General features: G+C 40.7%; 20 protein-coding genes. 3 read left to right on the forward strand and 17 right to left on the reverse strand.

The genetic code is table 11. The features are described 5' to 3' along the window. Positions 1-29: 29 nt before the first annotated feature. The 6 genes from AC0KTX_RS06355 to AC0KTX_RS06380 form a co-directional block, all read right to left on the reverse strand. Positions 30-3,158 (reverse strand): MMPL family transporter, encoded by a 3,129-nt coding sequence (locus AC0KTX_RS06355; protein ID WP_474251385.1) that lies wholly within the window; start codon positions 3,156-3,158, stop codon positions 30-32. Continuing rightward, the gene (locus AC0KTX_RS06360) at positions 3,155-3,607 is read right to left on the reverse strand and encodes a MarR family winged helix-turn-helix transcriptional regulator (protein ID WP_474251386.1); all 453 of its coding nucleotides are present in this window, start codon (positions 3,605-3,607) and stop codon (positions 3,155-3,157) included. The genes AC0KTX_RS06355 and AC0KTX_RS06360 overlap by 4 nt, the downstream gene beginning before the upstream one ends. A gap of 219 nt (positions 3,608-3,826) precedes the next feature. Next, positions 3,827-4,048, reverse strand: a complete 222-nt coding sequence (locus AC0KTX_RS06365; RefSeq protein WP_474251387.1) for a hypothetical protein — start codon at positions 4,046-4,048, stop codon at positions 3,827-3,829. Then, positions 4,026-4,568 carry an RNA polymerase sigma factor gene (locus AC0KTX_RS06370; protein WP_474251388.1) on the reverse strand — a complete coding sequence of 181 codons (543 nt, stop codon included), beginning with the start codon at positions 4,566-4,568 and terminating at the stop codon, positions 4,026-4,028. Before AC0KTX_RS06370 ends, AC0KTX_RS06365 begins: the two co-directional genes overlap by 23 nt. Then, the gene (locus tag AC0KTX_RS06375; protein WP_474251389.1) at positions 4,552-4,929 is read right to left on the reverse strand and encodes a hypothetical protein; all 378 of its coding nucleotides are present in this window, start codon (positions 4,927-4,929) and stop codon (positions 4,552-4,554) included. Before AC0KTX_RS06375 ends, AC0KTX_RS06370 begins: the two co-directional genes overlap by 17 nt. Before the next feature lie 416 nt (positions 4,930-5,345). Then, a complete protein-coding gene (locus tag AC0KTX_RS06380; RefSeq protein ID WP_474251390.1) occupies positions 5,346-6,806 on the reverse strand; it encodes an aldehyde dehydrogenase family protein in 1,461 nt (486 codons plus the stop codon). A 282-nt stretch (positions 6,807-7,088) separates the two neighbouring features. Between AC0KTX_RS06380 and AC0KTX_RS06385 the strand changes: the two genes are divergently transcribed. Further along, positions 7,089-7,706 carry a class I SAM-dependent methyltransferase gene (locus tag AC0KTX_RS06385; protein ID WP_474251391.1) on the forward strand — a complete coding sequence of 206 codons (618 nt, stop codon included), beginning with the start codon at positions 7,089-7,091 and terminating at the stop codon, positions 7,704-7,706. Positions 7,707-7,975: 269 nt separating this feature from the next. Here the strand turns inward: AC0KTX_RS06385 and AC0KTX_RS06390 are convergent, their stop codons facing one another. From AC0KTX_RS06390 to AC0KTX_RS06410, 5 genes are all read right to left on the reverse strand, one after another. After that, complete coding sequence (locus AC0KTX_RS06390) at positions 7,976-9,082, reverse strand: glycosyl transferase (RefSeq protein ID WP_474251392.1); 1,107 nt, start codon at positions 9,080-9,082, stop codon at positions 7,976-7,978. Positions 9,083-9,098: 16 nt separating this feature from the next. Next, positions 9,099-10,280 carry a glycosyltransferase family 4 protein gene (locus tag AC0KTX_RS06395; protein WP_474251393.1) on the reverse strand — a complete coding sequence of 394 codons (1,182 nt, stop codon included), beginning with the start codon at positions 10,278-10,280 and terminating at the stop codon, positions 9,099-9,101. Further along, positions 10,277-11,320 (reverse strand): nucleotidyltransferase family protein, encoded by a 1,044-nt coding sequence (locus tag AC0KTX_RS06400; protein WP_474251394.1) that lies wholly within the window; start codon positions 11,318-11,320, stop codon positions 10,277-10,279. Before AC0KTX_RS06400 ends, AC0KTX_RS06395 begins: the two co-directional genes overlap by 4 nt. Positions 11,321-11,682: 362 nt before the next feature. Further along, complete coding sequence (locus AC0KTX_RS06405) at positions 11,683-12,978, reverse strand: thioester domain-containing protein (RefSeq protein WP_474251395.1); 1,296 nt, start codon at positions 12,976-12,978, stop codon at positions 11,683-11,685. Between the two features lie 73 nt (positions 12,979-13,051). Beyond that, positions 13,052-14,104: a hypothetical protein gene (locus AC0KTX_RS06410; RefSeq protein ID WP_474251396.1), complete on the reverse strand. Its 1,053-nt coding sequence runs from the start codon at positions 14,102-14,104 to the stop codon at positions 13,052-13,054. Positions 14,105-14,564: 460 nt separating this feature from the next. Here AC0KTX_RS06410 and AC0KTX_RS06415 point away from each other — a divergent pair, with 460 nt between their 5' ends. After that, positions 14,565-15,770 (forward strand): Gfo/Idh/MocA family protein, encoded by a 1,206-nt coding sequence (locus AC0KTX_RS06415; protein ID WP_474251397.1) that lies wholly within the window; start codon positions 14,565-14,567, stop codon positions 15,768-15,770. Between the two features lie 432 nt (positions 15,771-16,202). On the opposite strand, the gene AC0KTX_RS06420 is transcribed toward AC0KTX_RS06415, so the two are convergent. The 3 genes from AC0KTX_RS06420 to glcD form a co-directional block, all read right to left on the reverse strand. Continuing rightward, entirely contained in the window at positions 16,203-16,373 is a 171-nt protein-coding gene (locus tag AC0KTX_RS06420) for a transposase (RefSeq protein WP_474251398.1), read from the reverse strand. Between the two features lie 111 nt (positions 16,374-16,484). Continuing rightward, positions 16,485-17,807 (reverse strand): (Fe-S)-binding protein, encoded by a 1,323-nt coding sequence (locus AC0KTX_RS06425; protein ID WP_474251399.1) that lies wholly within the window; start codon positions 17,805-17,807, stop codon positions 16,485-16,487. Continuing rightward, positions 17,804-19,213 carry a glycolate oxidase subunit GlcD gene (glcD, locus tag AC0KTX_RS06430; RefSeq protein WP_474251400.1) on the reverse strand — a complete coding sequence of 470 codons (1,410 nt, stop codon included), beginning with the start codon at positions 19,211-19,213 and terminating at the stop codon, positions 17,804-17,806. The genes AC0KTX_RS06425 and glcD overlap by 4 nt, the downstream gene beginning before the upstream one ends. 131 nt (positions 19,214-19,344) lie before the next feature. On the opposite strand from glcD, the gene AC0KTX_RS06435 reads away from it, so the two are divergent. Beyond that, a complete protein-coding gene (locus AC0KTX_RS06435) occupies positions 19,345-20,517 on the forward strand; it encodes a CdaR family transcriptional regulator (RefSeq protein WP_474251401.1) in 1,173 nt (390 codons plus the stop codon). Between the two features lie 134 nt (positions 20,518-20,651). Here AC0KTX_RS06435 and AC0KTX_RS06440 read toward each other — a convergent pair whose 3' ends face one another. The 3 genes from AC0KTX_RS06440 to AC0KTX_RS06450 all read right to left on the reverse strand — a co-directional run bounded on the left by AC0KTX_RS06440 (position 20,652) and on the right by AC0KTX_RS06450 (position 21,909). Then, a complete protein-coding gene (locus AC0KTX_RS06440; RefSeq protein WP_474251402.1) occupies positions 20,652-21,224 on the reverse strand; it encodes a DJ-1/PfpI family protein in 573 nt (190 codons plus the stop codon). A 41-nt stretch (positions 21,225-21,265) separates the two neighbouring features. Next, a complete protein-coding gene (locus tag AC0KTX_RS06445; protein WP_474251403.1) occupies positions 21,266-21,580 on the reverse strand; it encodes a hypothetical protein in 315 nt (104 codons plus the stop codon). A gap of 71 nt (positions 21,581-21,651) precedes the next feature. Then, positions 21,652-21,909, reverse strand: a complete 258-nt coding sequence (locus tag AC0KTX_RS06450) for a hypothetical protein (RefSeq protein WP_474251404.1) — start codon at positions 21,907-21,909, stop codon at positions 21,652-21,654. Between the last annotated feature and the right edge of the window lie 248 nt (positions 21,910-22,157).

Raw genomic sequence — 22,157 nt, forward strand, 5'->3', positions numbered from 1 at the left:
TTTTTTAGCTCACATTGATGGTTTCCTTTTTATTTTTCCTTTATAAAAGGCCACCAATTCGCCTTCCCGAACGTGTGGACCATCACGGGCACAAAGAGCGGCAAAATGACTAGAGCATATAATACCAGCCCTGTTAAAACGACCGTTGCAATTTGTAAAAGCGAGAGCACGCCAGACGGAAGCATCGCAGCAAACGTCCCGCCTAAAATAATGGCAGCGGATATAATAACCGTCCCCATATTGCGCATTGCGGCCAGCATCGCTTCCTTGACAGGCAAATCTTTGTACTCGTTGAAACGATCCATAAGAAAGATGCTGTAATCGATCCCCAAGGCAATTAAAATTACAAAAGAGAAAAACGGAACCGCCCAATTTATACCGTCATACCCAAGAAATTGGACGAAAATGATTTCAGCAACAGCCATTGAAGTATAATACGTTAAAATAAGCGATAATATTAAGTAAATCGGCATGACAAACGATCTTAGCAAGGCAACTAATATGAGCGCAATTCCGATCAGCATCAATACCACCGTGCGGGAGTAATCTTTGGCTGAAATCTCGTTCAAATCGGAATAAATGCTTGTCACTCCGTCAAAGGCAATTTTGGCATTTTCCAGCTTCGTGTCTTTTACAGCCGTTTGGACTGCTTGTTTGACGGCGTCAAGTTGATCCATTGTTGCAGTTGAATACGGATTTTTCTTGAAAACGACATCGATGGTGGCCACTTTGCCGTCAGCAGATAAATAGGCTTCTTTTGCCTCTAGAAATTCTTTTGATTCCAAGACATCCTCCGGCATGAACCATCCGGCCGTTTCTTCATTCTTTGAAGATGAAAGATCAGACAAATAACTCTCCGCTGATCCAAGACCATCTGACACTTGATGAAGACCATCCACACTTCTGTCAAGCCCAGTGATGAATTGGCTCATTTGTCCGTCCAATTGGGAAAAGCCTTTTAACAATTCCTCCTGTCCGTCGTTTACCTCGCTTAACCCTTTTGAAAACTGCGGCAATTGTTGTAGGACTGCTCCCTGCCCTTCCGCTGCTTTATCCAGCCCTTTTTGCAGCTGATCGAGCCCGCTGACAAGTTCTGTCATGCCATGGACGAGCGCTTTTTGTCCGGCAATCAGATCAGAAAATGAACGATTCGCCTGTTTTACCCCAGCGGCGACCCGATTGAGCGTTTCGTTTACTTGGCGGAATCCGTTGGCCATTTGTTTTGCTTGCCCGCTCAGTTGGGCAGCCGCCATTTTGACTTGTTGATACTCAGGATCTTGCTGTAGTTGTTGATTTCTCTGCTCAATGCGGGCCAATGAATCGTTAATACCAGAAAGATGGTCAGCCAATGCCCCAAGTCCCGATTCCATTTTTTGATATTGCTCAAGCAGCGAAGATAGCCCGTTTCCAGCTGTTTCATATCCTTTTAAAAGCTGTTCCGCTCCCGATTGCAGCCTTTTCGCCTGTTCTTGAACTTTCTCAAGCGCTTCTTTTATCTCACCCGCCCCCATGGAGCCGTTCTCAATACCTGTTTTAATTTGGGAAAGCCCCTTTTCAAGATCAACCACTCCCTCCTTCAGCTCATCCGTTCCGGAAACTAATTGTTGAATGCCGTCCGCAGCTTGCTTCAATTTTGGCGAAGAAGAAGATAACTGCTTGCTTGCTTCGGTCAAACCGGAGCTGATTTTCTCAATCCCATTATTTCCTTGATGAAGGCCTTCTTTTAACGTTTTCGCCTGTTCTGTCACATAGAATTGTTGAATTGGTTCCCCTGTTGGTCTTGTCACAGAACGAACGGTTTCCACTCCGTCAATCTTTTCAATGCTCTGGCTCACTTTTTCAATAATGGCATAATATTCAGTTGAATTCATGTTGTCGTCATTTTTCATGACTACTTTTGTCGGCATTGCGTCACCGGGGTTAAAGCTTTCGGATATAATCTGAAAGGCTTTAACAGATGCATAGTCTTCGCCGATTTCATCGAGAGCATTGAATGACAGTTTGCCATCATAGGTGAGCAGAACAGGCAATGCAATCAATGCAACGATGATTAGAGAAACTAGCGGTCTTGCAAACGAAAAGCGTCCGACAACATCCCAGAGCTTGCTTTGTTTATGTTCGAGGCTCCCTTTGACCGGCCAATACAATACGGGGCCTAAAACGCTCATAAAAAAAGGAACAAGCGTCATGAGCGCCGCGAGCAAAATAGCTACACCGACAGCAACAGCAGCCGCCGATTGATAAAGTTTAAATGTTGACAACCCAATTGCCGCAAACCCGATCATGACCGCTAAACCGCTGAACAGCACGGTTTTTCCTGCCGTCCGATAGGTTGCTAAAATTGCATCAGTGCGATTTTCATGTTTTCCCAGTTCCTCTTTAAACCGGCTTAAAAGCAAGATGCAATAGTCTGTTCCAATTCCAAACAACACTGCCACAAGAAAAGTTTGCGTAAAAGTGGACAAAGGAAAATTGACGAAATCTACCAAAAAAGCGACAATGGATTGGGAAGCCAAATAGGTCATCCCAACAGTCAAGAGAGGCACAAACGGCGCGACAAACGAACGAAAAACAATAAACAGCACAATCAAAATAAAGACAACCGTAATCCCTTCCGTTTTCTTCAGCCCCGCTTGCGAACTTGCCACTACATCTTCATCAATGATCCAGCTGCCTGTGAAATAATGTTCCAATGATATGTGATCGATGGCTTCGTAAAGCGCTGCTGCCATTTCCTTTTCTGTTCTTCCGCCTCTATCCATCTGAATGGATGTTAAGATCGTTGTTCCGTCTTTGGAAACAAGCTGATCTTTTAAGTCCTCTTCAGTAAAAGGGGAAATGATTTTGGTAATCTGTAAATCCCCGCTCTTCTGTTCCAGTTGCTTAACAGCCTGTTCCGCTTCTTTCCAGTCCTCATTTGTTAACCCTTTCTTATTGTGAAACACGAGGGCGGCAGACACTTGATTTCCTTTCTGCTCTTTATTTTGCACTTGCTGCAATATTTCGCCCGCAATGGAAGATGAGTAGCCTTTTGGCACTGTAATTTGCCCTTTTTCCCGAACAAGTTCAGCCATATTTGGCGAAGTTGCAAACAAAAAGATGATAGCCAACAACCAAGCTATGAGGACAAACCATCTTCCTTTTATAATTGCTCTCACGGCTCAACCTCCAGTTCCAGCAGTATGTTCGCCAATTTTTCATATGTTTTAATAAATGATTCGATTTCCGCCTCTGAAAATTTTGTTATAAACGACTCAACCAATTGATGAATCTTCTCTTCCGTCTCTTTAAACAAGCGGCTGCCTTTTTCGGTCAAAGCCAAATAAACAACACGGCGGTCATGACGGCCGCGAATCCGCCGTATTAATCCCTTCTCGACTAATCGGTTCGTCATAGCCGTAATCGCGCTTTTGTTTACGCAAAATATTTCGGCCAGTTCTGAAGATGTACACTTTTCCTTTTGGCTGATATAGCGCAAAATGTAGTGCTGATCGTTTGTAATATCAGGATCCATCTCACATTTCACGAGCTCTTCCGCCCTCTTCGTCACGACAAATGAAACATCTAAATACCGCTTGATTAATTCATTTATTTTTTTCCGATTCATGATCTCCCTTCCTATTCCGAATAGTTTAATAATTTAACTATTAAATAGTTTAACTAAAAAACCGGAATACCGTCAACGCTTTTTGTTTTTGCACCTGGAGCTGTCTCATAAGCCGATATTTTCGACTTATAACAGCCCCTTTTTCATGTAATAATGTTTTTCAAATTAATGGAATTCCTTATTCGGGCCAACCCCTCATGAAAAATCCCCCCGAAAATTTTATAAAATCAAGCATACGGCAATAGCGAGGGAAAAAAGAATAGGAGCTACTTGAACAAAAACCATTTTCTGAAAATTTATTTTTTTCTCAGGGATTGGGTATGGCGCCTTTTCGAACAACCAATTGGAAATGCGTTCTAATTTCGAGCTTTCCATTGGAAAATCTGGTACATGGACGATAAAAGTTTTTAATATTTTTTCAATTTCCCGATCCTTTTCCATTTGCTTCGATCCCCCATTCCTTTCTCATTTTTTGAATTGCCAAATGAATTCTCGATTTTACGGTTCCAACCGAGATATTGAGAATGCGGGCAATGTCTTGCTGCGATAAATCATGATAATAATACAGCAAAATGACCGTCCGCTGCTGTTCAGAAAGCGAACGCAGCAATCGTTCGACATCCATTTTATCCTCTTGGTCGGAAACATGGACTGGTTTATTGTATAAAAACGGAAGCAGACGACTCCATTTCTCCCTCGTTCTTATTTTCGTGATCATGGTGTTATAAGCGATTTGAAAAAGGTACGTCTTCAGCCTTCCTTTTTCACGGTTAAAATAATGCCTTTTTTCCTGCAATTTTAAAAACGTATCTTGAACGGCATCCATGCTTAGCTGTTCGTCTTGCGTATACCTGTAAACGAATCGGTATAGAGGGTCACGGTAGCGTTTATACAATTCTTTTAAAGAATTGATATCACCGTTTTGAAAATTTTCCATCAACTCTTCATCTGTTAAATTCATCGGACCACCGCTCTTTTATCCCTTTGAAAACATATACGATTCTTGAGATGAGCCAAATAAACGTCATCAATGTAAACATAAACGATTGATGAAGAAAAAATTGGATGACCGGACTGTTAATGTTATCACCTTTCAACAGAAAAATAAACAAACCCGTCAGGCAGAGAAAGGAATAAACAGCGGACAAAACCGTAATGGTGTCCCAACGTGTCCAGTAAAAATAAAGATCGCTTTTGCGAAAATCAATTTTCCCCCAGCGGTCGCGAACAACTTTTTTATTCAAAGAGGTAATGGAAAGGCCAAAAATAGTCCCGATCACCGCTCCGACAACCGCGCTTATCACCCAGCCTGTGACTGGCATAGTTTCAACCCCTTTTTCTTTATTCACTTGTTTATACAAATGAAAACAGGAAATCGTTCAAAGCAAATTTTTTTCATTCTCATGTTTTCTGTTATAAACCTCTTGTTTCAACTGCTGTTTTGCCTTTTTCAATTCAGCCTACTGCTTGGGCTTTATTCCAAAAATAGATCGGTTGGCCTTTTTCCACACTACAGTAAAGGCAACCCCGACGGAAACTCCGTTTTACATAGCTTCCCAAAACAGCTTTTTCTATCATCCTACAAAACAAAGAATCAAGCAAGGATTGGAAAAATGGTCATAAAACTGATTCCGTCAAATGCTTGATTCCAAGAAAAAGGAAAGTTGATGACAAAACAAAATGACGGGCATAGATCTTTTGCAAGATCAGCCCGCACAAGCCGGTTCATTAACTTTTGTCAAAATGGAAATTCCCGGTATTTCTTTTGAATCGACACCCATTTTGTCATTGTAAATTCTTCTACCACCCATGGATTTCCAAATCGTCCCATGCCGCTTGATTTCGTACCGCCAAAAGGAATTGTCGGACTGTCGTTGACGGTCTGGTCGTTAATATGCGTCATTCCGCTTTCGATTTTTAGCGCCAACTGTTCACCCTCGCTTACATCTTCCGTGAAAATGGCAGAGCTTAAACCATATTCCGTGTCATTCGCCATTTCAATGGCATGGTCATCCGATTCGGCTTTCAGAATCGTCGCAATCGGTGAAAACAGTTCTGTTTGCGCCAGCGTGCTGCGATTGTTGACGTCAATAAATACGGTTGGAGTCAAAATGTTTCCGACACGTTTTCCTTCCAAAACCATTTTCGCACCTTCTTTTTTCGCCTTTTCAATAATGTTCAGCGCTTTTTCTATTTGTGCTTCATTAATTAATGGCCCGATCACAGTGTTCGGATCGGTCGGATCTCCATAAGGGAGTTTTTTTACTTTTTCAACAAATTTTTCTACAAATTCATCATATTTGTCTTTATGAACAATGATCCTGTTAATGATCATACAGATTTGCCCTTGGTGAATAAACTTGCCAAAAACTGCGGCGTCAACGGCACGGTCGACATTTGCATCGGCAAGAACAACAAAAGGATTGTTGCCTCCTAGTTCTAGGGCGACACGTTTTAACATGCTGCCGGCAATTTGTCCTATATGTTTTCCTACAGCAGTAGATCCTGTGAAACTGATTAACGGTGAATGCGGTGTTGTCAGCATGGCATCTCCAATTTCCTCTATATCTGTTAAAATACAATTAAAAATCCCTTTCGGGAGTTCTGCATATTCAAATGCTCTAGCGATAATTGATCCGCCTGTCAAAGCTGTTTGAATATCAGGTTTATGCACAACGCTGTTTCCAAGCGCAACTGCCGGAGCTATTGTCCGAATCGACAAATTCATCGGAAAATTAAAAGGTGAAATGGATGTAATAACACCCAAAGGAAGACGATAAACACGATTTACTTTTCCCTCAATGTCTGATTTAATTTCTCTTACTTCATGTAATTTCTCTGCCATGTTGACAGCTTCTTCAACAAGACCTATCGTAAGACCAAGTTCAACTTCCGCCTTAATGGCGCTTCCGCCAGTTTCACGAGAAATGATATTTTTAATCTTATCCTGATTTTTTTTAAAAAATTCAGCGACTTTTCGAAGCACCGCCTTTCTTTCCTCCGCGGATGTTTTTCCCCATTCCTTTTGGGCTTTTTTGGCGGCTTCAAATGCTTCTTCGAGCTGCTTCGCAGTTGCCAATCGTATTGTATGGATAACCGTTCGATCATAAGGATTTACATTTTCAAATGTACGCCCGCTTAATCCTTCCGTCCATTCGCCATTTAAAAAACTTTTGTTCAATTGTTCGAATTGTTCCATTCCAAATTCTCCTTTATGTGAAAATGAATGATTAACGGTATTTTTGGCAAATAGGCGAAATTTATTCTTTAATCGGAAGGACGACATGGATTCCACTCTTACAAGGCGGCGTCGTCCCAACACTTTCCGTTTGTGTCAAGTCTAGTTGCAGGAGCTCGTAAATCAAAGTTCTTAAATTTTTTATTTTAAAAAACTGCTGCTTGTGATAGTCTGTGATTAACGGAATTGACAAACTTGGAAAATCAAATTGTTCAATCTGAAAAAACTCAGGAGTGCGGAATGATGAACAATTCTTGGAATAAAATCATATATAAAGTTTGGTCTCCAGTCTATGACCAAATCTTTCATTCAGGCATTTTTTTTAAGGCGAGAAAACGAGTATTCCAAGAAACAACATTCAAAAGCGGCCAAAATATTTTGTTCATTGGGATAGGTACTGGTGCTGATTTAGAGTTAATAAACCATTCAGAATTCAATATCACAGCCATTGATATATCTCTTGACATGCTTGAAAAAGCAAGAAGAAAATTTAACAATTCGTCTATAAAGTTTTTAGAAATGGATGCGCAACAAATGGAGTTTCGCAATGAATCATTTGACTGTGTCGTTGCCAGTCTCGTCCTTTCGGTAGTGCCTGATGCAAATAAATGTTTTCAAGAGATGGCCAGAGTTTTAAAACGAGGAGGAAACATCATCATTTTTGATAAATTTGCCCCCAAAAATAAAAGACTTTCGCTGCCAATGCTCATTCTTAGACCTGTTATTAAAGTGTTAGGAACGGATATAGGCGTAAATTTCGAACAATTGTTCTTTAAAAATAACAAAAATTTACAAATCGAAGCAGACCAACCTGTCATGTTAAATGGAATGTATAGAAAAATTATCATTCGCAAACTTTAGGTAATCGAAGGCTAAAGTTTCAATGGGAAAAATTGAATCGCGTTTTTCCGGAACAGAGGACGTACAAATCAACTGAACTGTTCCGTTATCGGCACAAGCTTCAAGACTTTCAGGGTCGAACCTGTAAAAAAAGGCATCTCGAGATAGTTGATCTCGGAAGATGCCTTGCGACAATATCGGAAATAAATAATCTGATGGTCAGTTTGATGGACATTCCTTGCAAATAGGATGAAAGTTGTTCCAGTTATGAACGATCAAGTGCACCCGTTTTAAGCAGTTGGAGAGGATGAAACGGCTTCATCAGTTGCGAGCAATGAATGGGCGAAAGCTTCTGTCAACAAATAAGAAAGTGTAGATTCCGCCCCTCTGTTAGGATTCACACCATTTTGATTGAGGCCGTCCTGACAGCTGCCATCTGAAGGATCAGCCAAAGGAAGACGAAGATCGTTTTTTCCGTAAAACCAATCGGAACAACGTCGTACGACATTTAGATAATTAGGCTCTTTTAGTTCTTGATAAGCCTCTTTAGCCGCCAGACAAAGCTTCATGACATCAACGGGTTGTTGATCCCAGATGGCTCGTTTTTGTTGATCGCACCAACCGCGGTTTCCGATTGGCCGGATGACACCGTCTTTTCCATCCATTTTGCTGATTAAAAAATCGAGGCTGTCTTTGGCGGCTTCCATTGTTTCTTGCCGCTTCTGCACACGGAAGGACATAAATAAAGCCCATGGCAAAAGACCGTTGGCATAGGTCATTTGCGGTTCAAACCATTTCCATTCGCTTGATTGGTTCGCTTTATAAGCATTGATCAAGTTTTCTTCATACATAGCCGCAAGATTTCGGAGAGCCCCTTCGTCCAGCGCTGTATGATTACCGTGTTCCTTTTTCCTGGTTAACAGCAGGCTGGAAGCTGCAAGCACCCATGCCTGCCCCCTCAAAAATCGGAGTTGTTGGCTAGCCGGGAGTGCTTTTTTTAGAATCTCGGAAGCAACGCAAACACGTGCTTCATCATCAAGATGAACATAAACGACGGCCGCAGCCCAAAAAGAGCGTCCAAAACAATCTTCAGAACGTGATTCGGTTTCAGGTGTTCGATCATAATGGAAATTGTTTTGAAACCAACCGTCCTCGCGCTGAGCCCAGAGCAAAAAGGCCAAGTATCGGTCCAAAAGACGGTGCAGCCTTCTGCTCTCGGTTGAATGATTGTCTCCAAGCAGTTTCAGCCATTCAATGCATGTCCAAATCCCCCGGGCATTATCGTCCGTCGAGTATCCTTCCTTCCTGCGAGGTATTCGCCCGAGACTATGTTCAATGAGTCCTGTGTCATCTGTCATCCGTTCCAAGTGGTCAAATGGAATGGATGCTTTAGACAATGTTTTTCTCCTCCCTTCAGAACCCTCCGGCAGTTTTCATCTCACCGTTTGTTTCCTCGATTAGTTTGGAAAAAAGCTGCAAATGCTGTTTTGCCACGTTCGGCCAATGAGTCGCTTCGCCAATCTCGCGAATTCGGTTCTCCCATTTATGCAATTCTTCATCATTCGATAAAAGTTTTAGCAGCGTTTGTTCCCATGCTTTCGTGTCGCCATACGGAAGAATCAGTTCCTCGCATCCGTTGAGAAGATCGCGGGCATGCTCATAAGGCGTCGTCAAAACAGCGCGGCCCACACCTACTGCATAAGCCAAAGTCCCGCTTGTAATTTGCTGCATTCCGGGATATGGTGTAATAAACAGATCGCATGCCGTTAAATAGGAAACAAGTTCATCCTCGCTGAAATAACGGTCAACCATTTTGACATTGTTTTCTAATTTGAGGCGTTTGATCAATTCTTCCAGTTCTTTCCGATATGCCTCTCCTTCCCGTTTTTTCACTTCGGGATGCGTTTGCCCGGCAATGACATAAAGAGTTTCCGGGACTTTTTCGACAACTCCGGGCAAGGAAGCAATGACTGACTCAATGCCTTTTCCGCGATTTAAAAGTCCAAACGTTAACAAAACCTTCCGATTTTCAAACCCGAGAAAATGACGGAGGCTTTTTCTCTCCTTCTTCCGCGGTTTTGGCGACCCGTGCGGTATATAATAGATTTTCTCTTCGGGCAAACGATAGGCTCTTTTTAAATACGAAATGGCTTGGCGATTCATGACAATAATTGCATCACTTTCATCAGCGATGGATTGTTGAATTCGGCGATACGGCATGGGAGGATCAGCGAAAATGGTATGAAATGTCGTGATAAGCGGCTTTTTCAACTCCTTGACAAAATCAATAATATATTCCCCTGCTTCTCCCCCAAAAATACCGAACTCGTGTTCTAGTACAACGAGCGAAATGTCGCTGCTATTCACTTTTTTTGCCATTTGTTTATAGTCAGCCCGGTTATTCATCGGCAATAGCCAGAAATTCGGCCGATTCTGGTAGGCTGTTAAATCGTCATTTTCATTGCAAAGGACGATGACCTTATCCCGATCGTTTCGTTTTCCGACAGATTGAATATTTTGAAAGAGGTGATCTGTAAATGTGGCAATGCCGCAGCGGCGGGGAGGGTAAGTGCCGACAAATGCAATAGAATTCATGCATACATCACCTTCTCTGATTGATTGATAATGGAATGGTTCAATAGTTTTCCGGATGAAAGTGAAGTTTTGTGCGCTAAAATGCTCTCTTTAATTTGACAATGATCACCTATAGTAGAACGATCCCAAAGAATAGAACTTGAAAACTTGACACCTTTGCCGATATGGCAATGATCACCAATCACGGCATAAGGGCCGATCACTGCTTTATCCCCCACTTTAACACTTTTGCCGATTAAAACGGGTGGTATAAATCGGACTTCGTTGCCAATTTTGCTGCCTTCCCCAATCCAGACACCTTTTTGATATTCACGTCCCATAATGGTGAGCGGGCTTCGACGATCAAGCACATCCCAATGAATTTGGCGATAACGGGAAGGTGTTCCCATATCGAACCAATAGCCGTTGATTACTTTTCCGTAAACACCTGTTTTATTTTCAATCAAGAACGGAAATGTTTCACGTTCGATTGACACTTCTTGATTACTTGGAATATGGTTCATAATCGAAGGCTCCAAAACATATAAACCGGCATTAATCCGGTTTGATGGCGCTTCCTCCCGGCTGGGTTTTTCAACAAAACGCAAAATTTGTCCGTTTTTATCCTGCTCCACAACGCCGTACGAAGTTGGATCTTCAACTTCTGTCAAGGCAATGGTCGCCATTCCTTTATGTCTGTAATGGAATTCAAGAAGAGGCAGCAATTCAGGCAAATGGACGATGTCGGCATTGACAACAAGAAATGTTTCATGAAAAAAGTCTTTTGCATTTTTGATAGCTCCCGCCGTTCCCATCGGAAACGGTTCAATAGCGTACTCCATTTTCACGCCGAGGTTATGTCCTTCTCCGAAATAATTGCGTATCACTTCGGAATAATGATGACAGGCGACGACAAACTGATCGACGCCTTGTTTGCGCAAATGAACGATCAAATGTTCCAACCACGGTTTATTGGCAATGGGCGCCATCGGTTTTGGCAAATTTTCCGTCAACGGACGCAAACGAGTGCCTAGACCTCCTGCTAACAATAATGCTTTCATTTTTAGTTATTATCCCTCCATTCGTTTAAGATTTTAAGAATCCAAAACTATGGAAGTAAACTCTGTTAGCACTCAATGCAACCGGTTGCTAATAATTATTATAACATATCATGAAAAAAAGGTTAAATAGAATGTAAGAATCTTTCCCATTATAAAATCATAAAAAATTGCCTTAACAAGCAAAAATCCAAAACAAGCCAATTCCCCCCTTTAATGGACGCTGCCGTGGGAAAGAAAACGAAGGCTCTTTGGTAAAGTTTCGGCCTTGTATTTCTTCCTTACAATCAGTTTGGATCCTTTGTATAAATTTAGATTTATCAGAGACCGTTTCAGGATATAGATTCTGTTTCGATAAAATCACTTTAACTTGCCCCCCAATCAGTTGGAGCTGTACAAATTTGAATTTTTTCCAAACCTACTTTGATGAGTGGAACATCATAATAAAAAGTCAAAGAAATGTCCTTGCTTCCAACTGTTCCGGTCTTTTTCGACTTATCTACAGGCCTGTATGTGTGTTCGCCTTTCTTCAAATCAGTTCGTGGAGAAAAGCTGTATTTATCACCTCTGTATTTGGTGTATTTTTCACTTTTGATCAATTGATCTGTCCGTGCGTCTTTATGAAGAACAGTGATTGTTCTTTGTAAGTTGTAATAAAAATTAATAGTGATATCTCTGTTTGGTACTTTTCCAGTTACCCTTTGGTTAGCTACTGGAATAAAAGTGTTTCCTCCTGAAACAATCTTTGACAACGGTGAAAAACTGTAAGACGAACCAATATTCCGTTTATACTGAGAACTTTCCAAAAGCCTGTTATCATATTTGTCTCGATGATTCACTGTTATTGTTCGTTGTCTTTTTTGGAATTTAACACTCAGACTCGCCATTACATCTGGGTCAAATTCAACCCTAGCACTTAATCTTTGTAAGTTACTACTTCGAGGTTTAAATACAATTGATTGAAATTTCTTAAGAGTAGGCTTCAGATTCTTAAACGAAATTGTTTGTCCATAATCCAATCCAGCCGAAAAATAAAACGTTTGTCCGCCTTTAATTGTTACCGTTCTATTGGTATAGCTGCCTCCTCCGACAATATGAAGGGTGACATTTTGAGGAACAGGAATTTTAATAAAGTTTCTTGAATCTGCATGAAAAGTAACTCTTTCAGAAACTTGTCTATTTCCTGAAACACTGCTGTTCAAAGAATATTTACTAAAATCAATATTATCGGAAGGAGCATCTTTAGCCTTTGCATGAGCCATTAATTCTTTGTATCCAGGAATAGAATTGCGTCCACTACTATGGTTCCCATTTACAACGGAATCAAGAGCTAGAGAAGTAGCAACAATACCCGCATCATTCATCCCAACAACAGGCTCCTGACCTCCTGCCCCATAATACAAAATAGCTCGAACACTCTCGTTGTTATAAATTTCCCCCGCACTATACGCTGCACCAGTTCCAGGACTAGATTTATAATGGTCTATACAGAAAGCAATTTGTCCGTCTACCCGAAATACTCCAACCGTATAAAATCCATAGTGTGCCTGTCCTAAATATTCAATTCTAGGTGCAGCTTCTGCTTTTTCCATTTGCAAAGATGGAAAAATTATTAAGAAAGATAAGAGAAAGATAAATACAACCTTTATTTTCCGGAACATAAAGACTCACACCCTTTCAAACAAAATAAAAAGAACAATCTTAATAAAATGATTGTCCTTTTTCTAATTAAAACTATTTAGCTTTCCAAGATTCCCACGTATGTCCATACCCTGGTTCTGATGGATCTCCGATTTCACCAGAATCAACTTTTACCCACTCGGAACTTTCAACAAACTTACCGAATTTATCCCAATCGCTACCTCCGGCATAAGGATCTTTTGATTGAGTGTTGCTTTTAGATGATGCGGAAGATGACCCTTGCTTTTTTGTTGAACTAGCTGTACTTTTCGACTTAGTAGAACTACTGGATTTTGAGCTACTAGATTTTACAGATGATTTTGCAGAACTACTGGATGATTTGCTGGATGATGACTTGCTCGATGATTTACTGGATGAAGTAGATGAGTCCGAGTAGCTAGATGATCCGACTTTACCTGATGTTGAGTTCATGGATGATTTCTGTGTAGCTTGAGCCAATTTAGTTTGTTCTCTTTTCTTTGCTTCTGCAAGAGCTTTAGCTTTTGCCTTCTCTTCTTCAATCGTTTTATAGACAGCTGCAAGTTTCTTTGATAACTCTTGCTTGATCTTTTCATTTTTGATTTTTTCGACTAGGGCTTTCGATGCCTTGTATCTCGATTCTTTCGGCTGTTTTTCCAAAGCACTTACTGCCTTTTGAGCTTTTTGAATGTCCTCATATTGTGCAATAACTATATCTAAAAGGCCTTTTTGTTTTTCGTAGAAAGATTCGTCGATTGTTTTAATGTTTTCCAACTTACTTTTGGCATCATTGATTTGCTTTAACGTTACTCCGTCTTTGATCACTTGCTTACTGTCCAAAAGAGATGTGACGAATACATTGACTTTGTACATTGCTTCGAGATCTCTTAAATCCTGAGAAAGCTCCTGTTTCTTCTCTTCATCCTTCAGTTTGTTAATTTTCGCTTTAACGGATTGGATTTTTTCCTCCGTCAAATCGTCTACATTTTGGTGAAAAGAAGACAACGTTTGCTCAACGCTTTGCTGACGTTTTTGTTCCTGAACATGACTATTGTATGCATAAGCACCCGTACCGCCTAAAACTAACATTGCGACAACTGATGTACTGACAATTACTTTCTTCTTCATAAAAATCCCTCCTTGGTCGTTTTTGGATGACGACCAACCTTTTTTTTAAAATCTTAAACGGTTGCAAATGGGTTTTGAGCAATCCTTCCCATCAACTTGAAAATCCCAACATTTTCCCCTTAGCAACCTTTCGGGAAAAATGCCTTTATTATTAAAATGCAAATAAGTTCGTCCACCTCTTTTTCGCTTTGCGACCACTTTTCCTTTTTTGTTTTTCCAGTTTTAATATCGTAAAAAATAACAGGTATTTTTACTTTATTTCCAGTTTTAATATCTTTTGCTATTACTTTTTAGGAATATCATAAAAATAAATATTTATCCTGTTATGAAAGGGAAGGGGAATGACTGTCTGATTTCAATATGAATAACAAGAAATTCAGCCAAATTTTTAAAAAACAACTGACAAAATTATTGATTTATAATAGAGTTGTTACCATCTATGAAAAAAGGGGGAAACAACATGTCTGTCAAGGTGAAAACGTACCGAGTGGGAATCGCTGGTGCGGGCGCCTTTGCAGCATTTTTGGGCGGTGCACTTGCCCGGCTGCCTCAATTCCAATTGACGGCTGTCGCGGGGAGGACAGAAAGCAAAAGAAAAAGTGTTCTCTCGGCATATCACCAACACAGACTTAACACCATTACCCCAAAAGAATACCATGATGCCGCCGAGCTTATAGCAGATCCTGAAATCGAGATTGTCATTTTAACAACACCTCCCCACCTTCACTCCTCTCTTGGCAAACGGGCTTTGGCGAACGGAAAGCACATCTTGCTAGAAAAGCCGGGCGCCCTGAATGCAAAAGAATTGAGGGAAAACAGAAAGTATGCAAAAAAACAAAAACGCGCGTTCGCCGTCAATCTCGTATTGCGGTACAACCCGCTGACAGAAGCGGTTGAATGGTTGATTCGCCACCGATTGCTCGGATTTGTCCACCATGCCAGCCTTGCCAATTCGGCTCATCGCGTAGCAGGGGGACACTGGTTTTGGAATGATCAACAAAGCGGAGGAATTTTTATTGAACACGGTGTTCATTTTTTTGAAGTGGGACGCCATTGGTTTGGCGAAGCCGTCAATGCGGACGGGTTTGCCCTGACGGAGGAAAACGGGGAGAAGCAGCGAGTTTGGGCAAGTGTCCTTCATCAGCCGGCTTATCAAAATGAAACAAAAAGATTTTATCAACTTATCCCCGTTCAATATTACCACGGTTTCACAATGGATCCGGATGCGCCGGAATCAACAAAATGGGAAATTCACTGTACAGAAGGCAGAATCGTACTCGAAGGATGGATCCCTCAAAAATTATTTTTGGAGGGCAAAATCTCAAAAGAACAGGGCGAACGGATTGATCAAATTCTTGATAGCATACCGGCAAAACCTGTTGAGAAAGCAGCTGAAATAGTACGCTCTTCCGTCTTTCGTTCCTTAAACAATAAACCGTTCACACCCGAGCGGCTATCTTCCGATTCAAAAATTTCCTATCAACGAACCATCCAATTGGAACAACGACAAGCATGGTATGAAGCAATGGTTCAGGATCGTTTTCTCGACTTTTGCCGAGAGATAGAGGAGGAAAATTGGGATGGATTGGTTACAGCCGAGGACGCTGTTAAAGATTTGGAACTTGCTAATCAAGTAACGCGTAATGGAAACAAGGGGCTATCCTAAAAGAAAAATACCATTAAATGTAAAAAAATTTCAACGTTATTTATAAAAAAGGCATACTGCCCCTGTCAAGTAGACAGTGGAAATAATAAAAAATTTCTTAAGCGGCTTTAGCTCTATATTCCAGAGGGCTAAAGCCGTTTAATCGTTCTTGTAATCGGACCATTATTCCTATTTTTCAAACCCACTGATAGACTTGTTGATAAGAAGCCTCATAAATTTCACCTGTTTTTCATGATCCAGACAATATTTTCGATCTGAAGCCTTTCTTCCAACGAAGTTCTCCCTTTCGTTATAGAACTCGTCCTTTCTTTTGACGTATCTTCTATTTCTCTATTATCATCCACCGTTGGAGTACGGATCTACCCGATATTCCATACCGCTTTTTCTTCTCGTGCTGACAAATTTATAGCAGGCTTTCTTGAGTTCTTTCGATTAACTTTTCCAAGAACGTTCTAACCCATATTGCTGAAAATCCTTCCTCCATTGTATGAATGAATTTTTAGTCATTCCATATCTCAGGCAAAGCTCATTCATTGGGCAATCTCTGTTTTCATAAGCAAAAAAAACTTCAAGCTTGAACTCTTTCGAATATTCTTTATACATAGAAAAACGCCCTTTAGGTAAAACAGATTTTTATCCGTATACCTAAAGGGGGCTGTATATTAATTATGTCCCTTTTTCATGAAGTTCCATGCCAATACAATGTCAACTACTTCACGATTGAATGGCTTCCAGCAATAGATCGGCAATATGAACGGCTTTGACGTTTTTCAATCCTTCCCGTTGAATCCCCAGCTGCATTTGCATTAAGCAGCCCGGATTTGCTGTTACAATGGTTGTTGCCTGCGTTTTCTTCATATGATCCATTTTTTGATCTAAAATCTTCATGGATGTTTCTGGTTGAACAAGATTGTAAATGCCGGCAGAACCGCAGCAGCTTTCCGCATTTTCCATTTCTTTAAATGCCACCCCTTGGATGGAACGAATTAATTCCCTTGGAGCGTTTGCTGTTTTCATCACGTTTCGCAAATGGCAAGAATCTTGATAGGTGACAATTTGTTCAGGCAATTCGAAATCATGATCTTTATGAAATTCAAGTTCAACTAAAACAGCGCTGAAATCTTTGATTTTAGCTGCAAATGCCTGCGCCCTTTCTCTCCATTCCGGATCATCATCAAACATGTGTCCATACTCCATTAAGAAAGCGCCGCAGCCGCCGGCATTTGTAACGATGTAATCGACATCCAGCTGTTCAAATACCTCAATATTTTGTTTTGCCAGTTCTTTTGCTAATTCCTTTTCACCGCTGTGGCCATGTAAAGCACCGCAGCAAACTTGTTTCTCCGGAATATAGATGTCACAACCCGCTTTCTGCAGCAATTGAATTGTCGCTTGATTTGTTTCCAGAAACATTGTATCCATTAAACAACCGGAAAAAAAAGCGGCGGTTGCTTTTTTCTTTCCATAAGAAGGAAAATGCTCTTGATGTTTTGACATCGCTTTCTTTTTCGGCATGTTTGGCAATATTTTTTCCATGTCTTGCAAATGTCTTGGGAATAAATTTAGAAAACCGATTTTCCGGGCTGCGTTTTGCAGACCGGATTTTTGATAAAATCCAACAAGGCTTGTAACATTGATGAGATGGCTTTTTTTTGTAAAAAGGTGTTTGAAAACCGTCCGACGCAGGGCTTGTACCGGAAAGGAATAGTTTTTATGTTGATGAAGAATGTCTCTCGCTTCTTCCAGCAGGTATCCGTATTTGACACCTGACGGACAAACAGGTTCACATGCTCGGCATCCGAGGCATAAATTCAATGATTGTTCAAATTCTTCATCAGGTTCAATCTTGCCATCATAAACCGCCTTCATTAATGCGATTCTACCTCTTGGCGATTGGCTTTCCTTCTGTCCTGAGACGATATACGTAGGGCAAGACGGAAGACAAAATCCGCACCTCATGCAATTCAACAGCTCATCTTCATCCATTCGTTCCTTGAAGACTTGTTGTATTTTTTGTTTTTCGGTTTCCGTCTTCATTTGGCGATCACCACCCGTTTTTTCGTATCTTTGGCAAATAATTTTCCCGGATTCATAATATTGTTCGGATCGATAGCGTTTTTGATCGATTTCATGACTTTGATGCCTGCTTCCCCCAACTTCCATTCCAAATACGGCGCTTTCATCGCCCCCACGCCATGTTCTCCTGTAATCGTGCCGCCGAGTTCAATCGCTTTTGCAAAAATTTCCGCAAACGCTTTTTCCACTCGCTCCATTTCTTCTCTGTTCCGGATATCAGTCGTACAGGTCGGATGCAAGTTTCCGTCTCCAGCATGACCAAACGTACATATTGTTACTTGATATTTTTCAGCAATTTCGTTAATGGCCTTTACCATTTTGGCAATTTCGGATCTCGGCACTGTCGCATCCTCTAAAATGGTTGTCGGAGCTAATCTCGCCAAAGCGGACAATGCGGCGCGTCTTGCTGTCCGCAATGCGTTTGCTTCTTCCTCAGATTGAGCGATTTTTACAGAAACGGCTTGTTCGCTTTTGCATATTTTCGCCATTAACTCGATATCTTGATCAACGTTTTCCGCTGTTCCATCCTGTTCGATTAATAAAACCGCTTTTACATCTGTCGGAAGACCGATTTGCGCATATTCTTCCACCACTTTCAACGTTGGTTGATCCAAAAACTCCAAAGTCGCCGGGATGATTTTGCTGGCGATAATTTTTGAAACGGAACGCGCCGCTGCTTCTAAATCTTGATATAAAGCAAGCATAGTTTTTTTCGCTTCCGGCAAAGGCAATAATTTCAAAGTTGCTTCTGTGATCACCCCTAACGTGCCTTCAGAACCGACGAATAACCGCGTTAAATCATAGCCGGCTACGTCTTTGGCAAGTTTTCCTCCCGTTCTCAAGATTTCGCCGTTCGGAAGCACAACCTCCAGCCCCAAAACATAATCACGGGTGACTCCATATTTCAACCCCCTTAAACCGCCGGAATTTTCGTTTAAGTTCCCGCCTATCGTTGAAATTTTCAGCGAACTCGGATCGGGCGGATAAAACAAGCCTTTTTGTTCCACTGCTTTGATTAAATCAAGCGTAATGACGCCCGGCTGGCAAGTAACCGTTAAATTTTCTTCATCAATTTCCAAAATTTTGTTCATATGTTTAAAGAGAAGGACAACCCCGCCTTCAACCGGGCAAGCGCCGGCACTTAGATTCGTCCCTGATCCTCTCGGGACGACCGGTATTTTATATTCATGGCACAACGTTAAAATTTTCGAAACTTCTTGCGTATTTCTTGGGGAAATCACCGCATCCGGCCTTGATTGAAAATTAGGTGTCGCATCGTATGAATAAACCAATCTTTCAATTTCCGAATCTTGAAAATTTTCTTCCCCAACGATATTTATCAACAAGTTCCGCACATTTTGTTCCATCAGAAAAACCTCGCTTTTCCATTTTTTATATTATAAAAAATTGTGATTTTTCAATCTATGTGCGATGATATAATTAAAGCGGTTAAAAATTATTTTTTATTGTTTAATCCTCCAAAAAGGCGGGAACTGATATGCATTTATCTCCTAAACTGGCAGCGAAAATCTTTACGGAAGTTCAACAAGTAATTAAAGAAGATCTCATCTTGGTTGATACAAACGGGGTGATTATTTTTTCAACGCAGCCAAACAGGATCGGTTCTTTTCATGAAGGGGCTGCGATCGTCGTAAAAACAAAACAAAAACTTTATATTGATCAAGAAAAAGCGCGTATTTTAAAAGGTGTCAAAGCGGGGATCAATATGCCGATAAAATTCCAGAAAGAAGTAATCGGAGTGATCGGTATTACCGGCGAACCGGCACAGGTCGAGCCCTTTGCTGAAATTGTCAGGAGATTGACGGAACTCATTATTCAGGAAGCGTATTACACGGAAAGGAACGAATGGGAAACGAGAGGCATTGAATCGTATCTCTATGAATGGATAAACGCCAGTTCCGTTGAAAAAGAGTTTTTGGAACGCGGACTGATGCTTGGAATCCCTGTTTACGACCCGCACATCTGTTTGCTGTTTCACACTGAACTGGAAATGTTCCATCATTACGATGTCCACCTTTTTCAAAAAGAAATGATCGATTTGTTTTACACAATTTTTGACAAAGAACATCATTTTATTGCCCGTTTTGGACAAGAACGTTTTTTCGTTTTAAAAAAGATGGAAACTCCGCTCAACAAACGTTATTTGAAGCAACAGTTGCATGAATTGAAACATTATTTTGAAAACAAGTACCATCGTTCTTTTGCCATCGGCATTGGAAAAACCGTTTGCCAGCAAGTCATTCAAAAATCGTTTCAAGAAGCCAATAAGGCATTAAAAGTGGCGCAACTGCTAAAAACGATTGTTTTCTACGAAGATCTTATTCTGGAAATCATTTTGGAAGAAGTGCCGAAAGAAGTGCAGGAAGACTTTTTGAAAAGAACCGTTCACATGTTGAAAAACGATCAAATCTTAATCGAGACTTTACAGTTTTATATGGCAAACAACTTGTCGATTAAAGATACGGCAGAGGAAATGAATATTCATATTAATACTTTGCATTACCGCTTAAATAAAATTGAACAATTAACAGGCATTCATCCGAAAACAACAGAGGGAATTGTTATTTTTTATATCGCTTTAAAGTACTTGAATTCTCTTGGCGGCGGCCGCTTTGATCAGCGTTTCTCGATGAACAAAAGTCCTTTTTAATGGAATCGCCATTGATGAGAAAACGATTATCAAACAATTGACTGTCCAAAAGTTGAACAAAAATAAAGCAACCGCCTGAAACTGTCTCAGGCGGTGCGTTCATAAACGGTAAAGGCAGAAGAAATTGTTTTGCCTTAAACAGAGGTTGTTTCTTTCACATTTAATAGTTTAAAAAATTCGCGCATGAATCCGGGCAAATCCGGCCAAGCATGTCCTGATACAATATTGCCGTCAACATGAAGCATTTTTTCCACATAAGTCGCACCTGCTGCTTCCACTTCCGGCCGGCAAGCGGAATAAGCGGTCATTTCTCTTCCTTTAATAAATTCTCTTACCGTTGTTAAAACTAACTGCCCGTGGCAAATGACTCCGAGAGGCTTCTCTTCTTTTAAAAAATGAGCGGCGATTTCTTGAACTTTTGGATTCATGCGAATGTACTCCGGTGCACGTCCACCCGGAATAATCAATCCGTCATAATCGGCAGGATCAATCTCATCAACGGATGCGTGTGATTCAATTTTATAAGCCCATTTTTCTGTAAAAGTCTCCATTTCCGGCAGAAAGTCATGGACAACTGTTTGCAGCTTCTTTTTTACTGGTGAAGCAATGGTGCAGTCAATATTTTCTTCAAGACAACGGTAATAAGGATAAAACACTTCCAGCGCTTCAGCCGCATCCCCCGTAATAATGAGAACTTTTTTACTCATGTTCCATCACCTTTCTTTTTCAGTTGATTTTATTGTTTTGCCTAACTGACTTCATGAGCAGCAGGCAAATGGTAACGGGCCTTTAGGAAACCTTGGCAATAGCAGGCATTGAATTCCATGCTCATTCTCGTTCTTCTGGCGCCAAGCAAGTAATCGGAAAACTGTTCTTCCTTCAATTGCTTGTCATCCGGTGTCGTAAAAGCTAATGAACTGGAATGGTTCAACTCTTTTTTCTTCTCCAAATATTGCTCCATTAACAACTTTCCTTCAACCGGGAGAGACAGCTGCTTCAATTGTTGGAGAGTTAAGGAAATCATCTCCTTTTCCTTCACTCCTTGATCCAAAAGATAGCGCAAAAGTTTTTCCTGTCTAGCATAATATGCTTTTATCGCAAAAGTTTTTCTTAATTCCTCAAGATCGCCATCAGTTAAATGTTTAAAAACTTCGCCGAAACATGCCCTTTCACAAACACATCATGAACAAGTCTTTCAGGGGAATATTTGACAAATGAATCTTTCGGCCACAAATATTCTTTTGGACTTAAATTTTTGTGATAGTCATAAAAACAGCTAATAAACTCTTCACCGTGAATATTCAACTGGTTCTCCTTGCTCCCATCCCATAAAGCAATATGTCCGTCAATGACAAAAATCTCTTCTCCACTGGAAGTTTTGATCAAAGCCATTCCTCCCCGTTTTGTAAGCGTTAACATAAATATGTTTTTAAAAATTTTATTATTTCTTCTTTTTGAATTTTCTAACTAAATTATACTAGTAGTATTTTTGGATGAACATAGATGGATCCACAAAAATCATCAGTGAAGACCGAAAAATTTTTGTATATTTGTACATTTGGCGTTGAATAAAATAATTACCTTTTTATAGACCCTTCCGGCGCTTTTTCATTCAGGTCTGCTCCGAAACTGTTTGTCTT

It is taken from the genome of Aeribacillus sp. JST-2, from assembly GCF_056032925.1.

What these genes read in the sequence shown, in the direction of transcription:
- AC0KTX_RS06380 (WP_474251390.1), bottom strand. Translation starts at nt 6,806, where the DNA reads ATGGAACAATTCGAACAATTGAACAAAAGTTTTTTAAATGGCGAATGG.
- AC0KTX_RS06370 (WP_474251388.1), bottom strand. Translation starts at nt 4,568, where the DNA reads ATGAATTTAACAGATGAAGAGTTGATGGAAAATTTTCAAAACGGTGAT.
- AC0KTX_RS06450 (WP_474251404.1), bottom strand. Translation starts at nt 21,909, where the DNA reads ATGGCTTTGATCAAAACTTCCAGTGGAGAAGAGATTTTTGTCATTGAC.
- AC0KTX_RS06425 (WP_474251399.1), bottom strand. Translation starts at nt 17,807, where the DNA reads ATGAAGACGGAAACCGAAAAACAAAAAATACAACAAGTCTTCAAGGAA.
- AC0KTX_RS06410 (WP_474251396.1), bottom strand. Translation starts at nt 14,104, where the DNA reads ATGAAGAAGAAAGTAATTGTCAGTACATCAGTTGTCGCAATGTTAGTT.
- AC0KTX_RS06360 (WP_474251386.1), bottom strand. Translation starts at nt 3,607, where the DNA reads ATGAATCGGAAAAAAATAAATGAATTAATCAAGCGGTATTTAGATGTT.
- AC0KTX_RS06420 (WP_474251398.1), bottom strand. Translation starts at nt 16,373, where the DNA reads ATGTATAAAGAATATTCGAAAGAGTTCAAGCTTGAAGTTTTTTTTGCT.
- AC0KTX_RS06400 (WP_474251394.1), bottom strand. Translation starts at nt 11,320, where the DNA reads ATGAAAGCATTATTGTTAGCAGGAGGTCTAGGCACTCGTTTGCGTCCG.
- AC0KTX_RS06365 (WP_474251387.1), bottom strand. Translation starts at nt 4,048, where the DNA reads ATGGAAAAGGATCGGGAAATTGAAAAAATATTAAAAACTTTTATCGTC.
- AC0KTX_RS06415 (WP_474251397.1), top strand. Translation starts at nt 14,565, where the DNA reads ATGTCTGTCAAGGTGAAAACGTACCGAGTGGGAATCGCTGGTGCGGGC.
- AC0KTX_RS06435 (WP_474251401.1), top strand. Translation starts at nt 19,345, where the DNA reads ATGCATTTATCTCCTAAACTGGCAGCGAAAATCTTTACGGAAGTTCAA.
- AC0KTX_RS06395 (WP_474251393.1), bottom strand. Translation starts at nt 10,280, where the DNA reads ATGAATTCTATTGCATTTGTCGGCACTTACCCTCCCCGCCGCTGCGGC.
- AC0KTX_RS06385 (WP_474251391.1), top strand. Translation starts at nt 7,089, where the DNA reads ATGAACAATTCTTGGAATAAAATCATATATAAAGTTTGGTCTCCAGTC.
- AC0KTX_RS06440 (WP_474251402.1), bottom strand. Translation starts at nt 21,224, where the DNA reads ATGAGTAAAAAAGTTCTCATTATTACGGGGGATGCGGCTGAAGCGCTG.
- AC0KTX_RS06405 (WP_474251395.1), bottom strand. Translation starts at nt 12,978, where the DNA reads ATGTTCCGGAAAATAAAGGTTGTATTTATCTTTCTCTTATCTTTCTTA.
- AC0KTX_RS06375 (WP_474251389.1), bottom strand. Translation starts at nt 4,929, where the DNA reads ATGCCAGTCACAGGCTGGGTGATAAGCGCGGTTGTCGGAGCGGTGATC.
- glcD (WP_474251400.1), bottom strand. Translation starts at nt 19,213, where the DNA reads ATGGAACAAAATGTGCGGAACTTGTTGATAAATATCGTTGGGGAAGAA.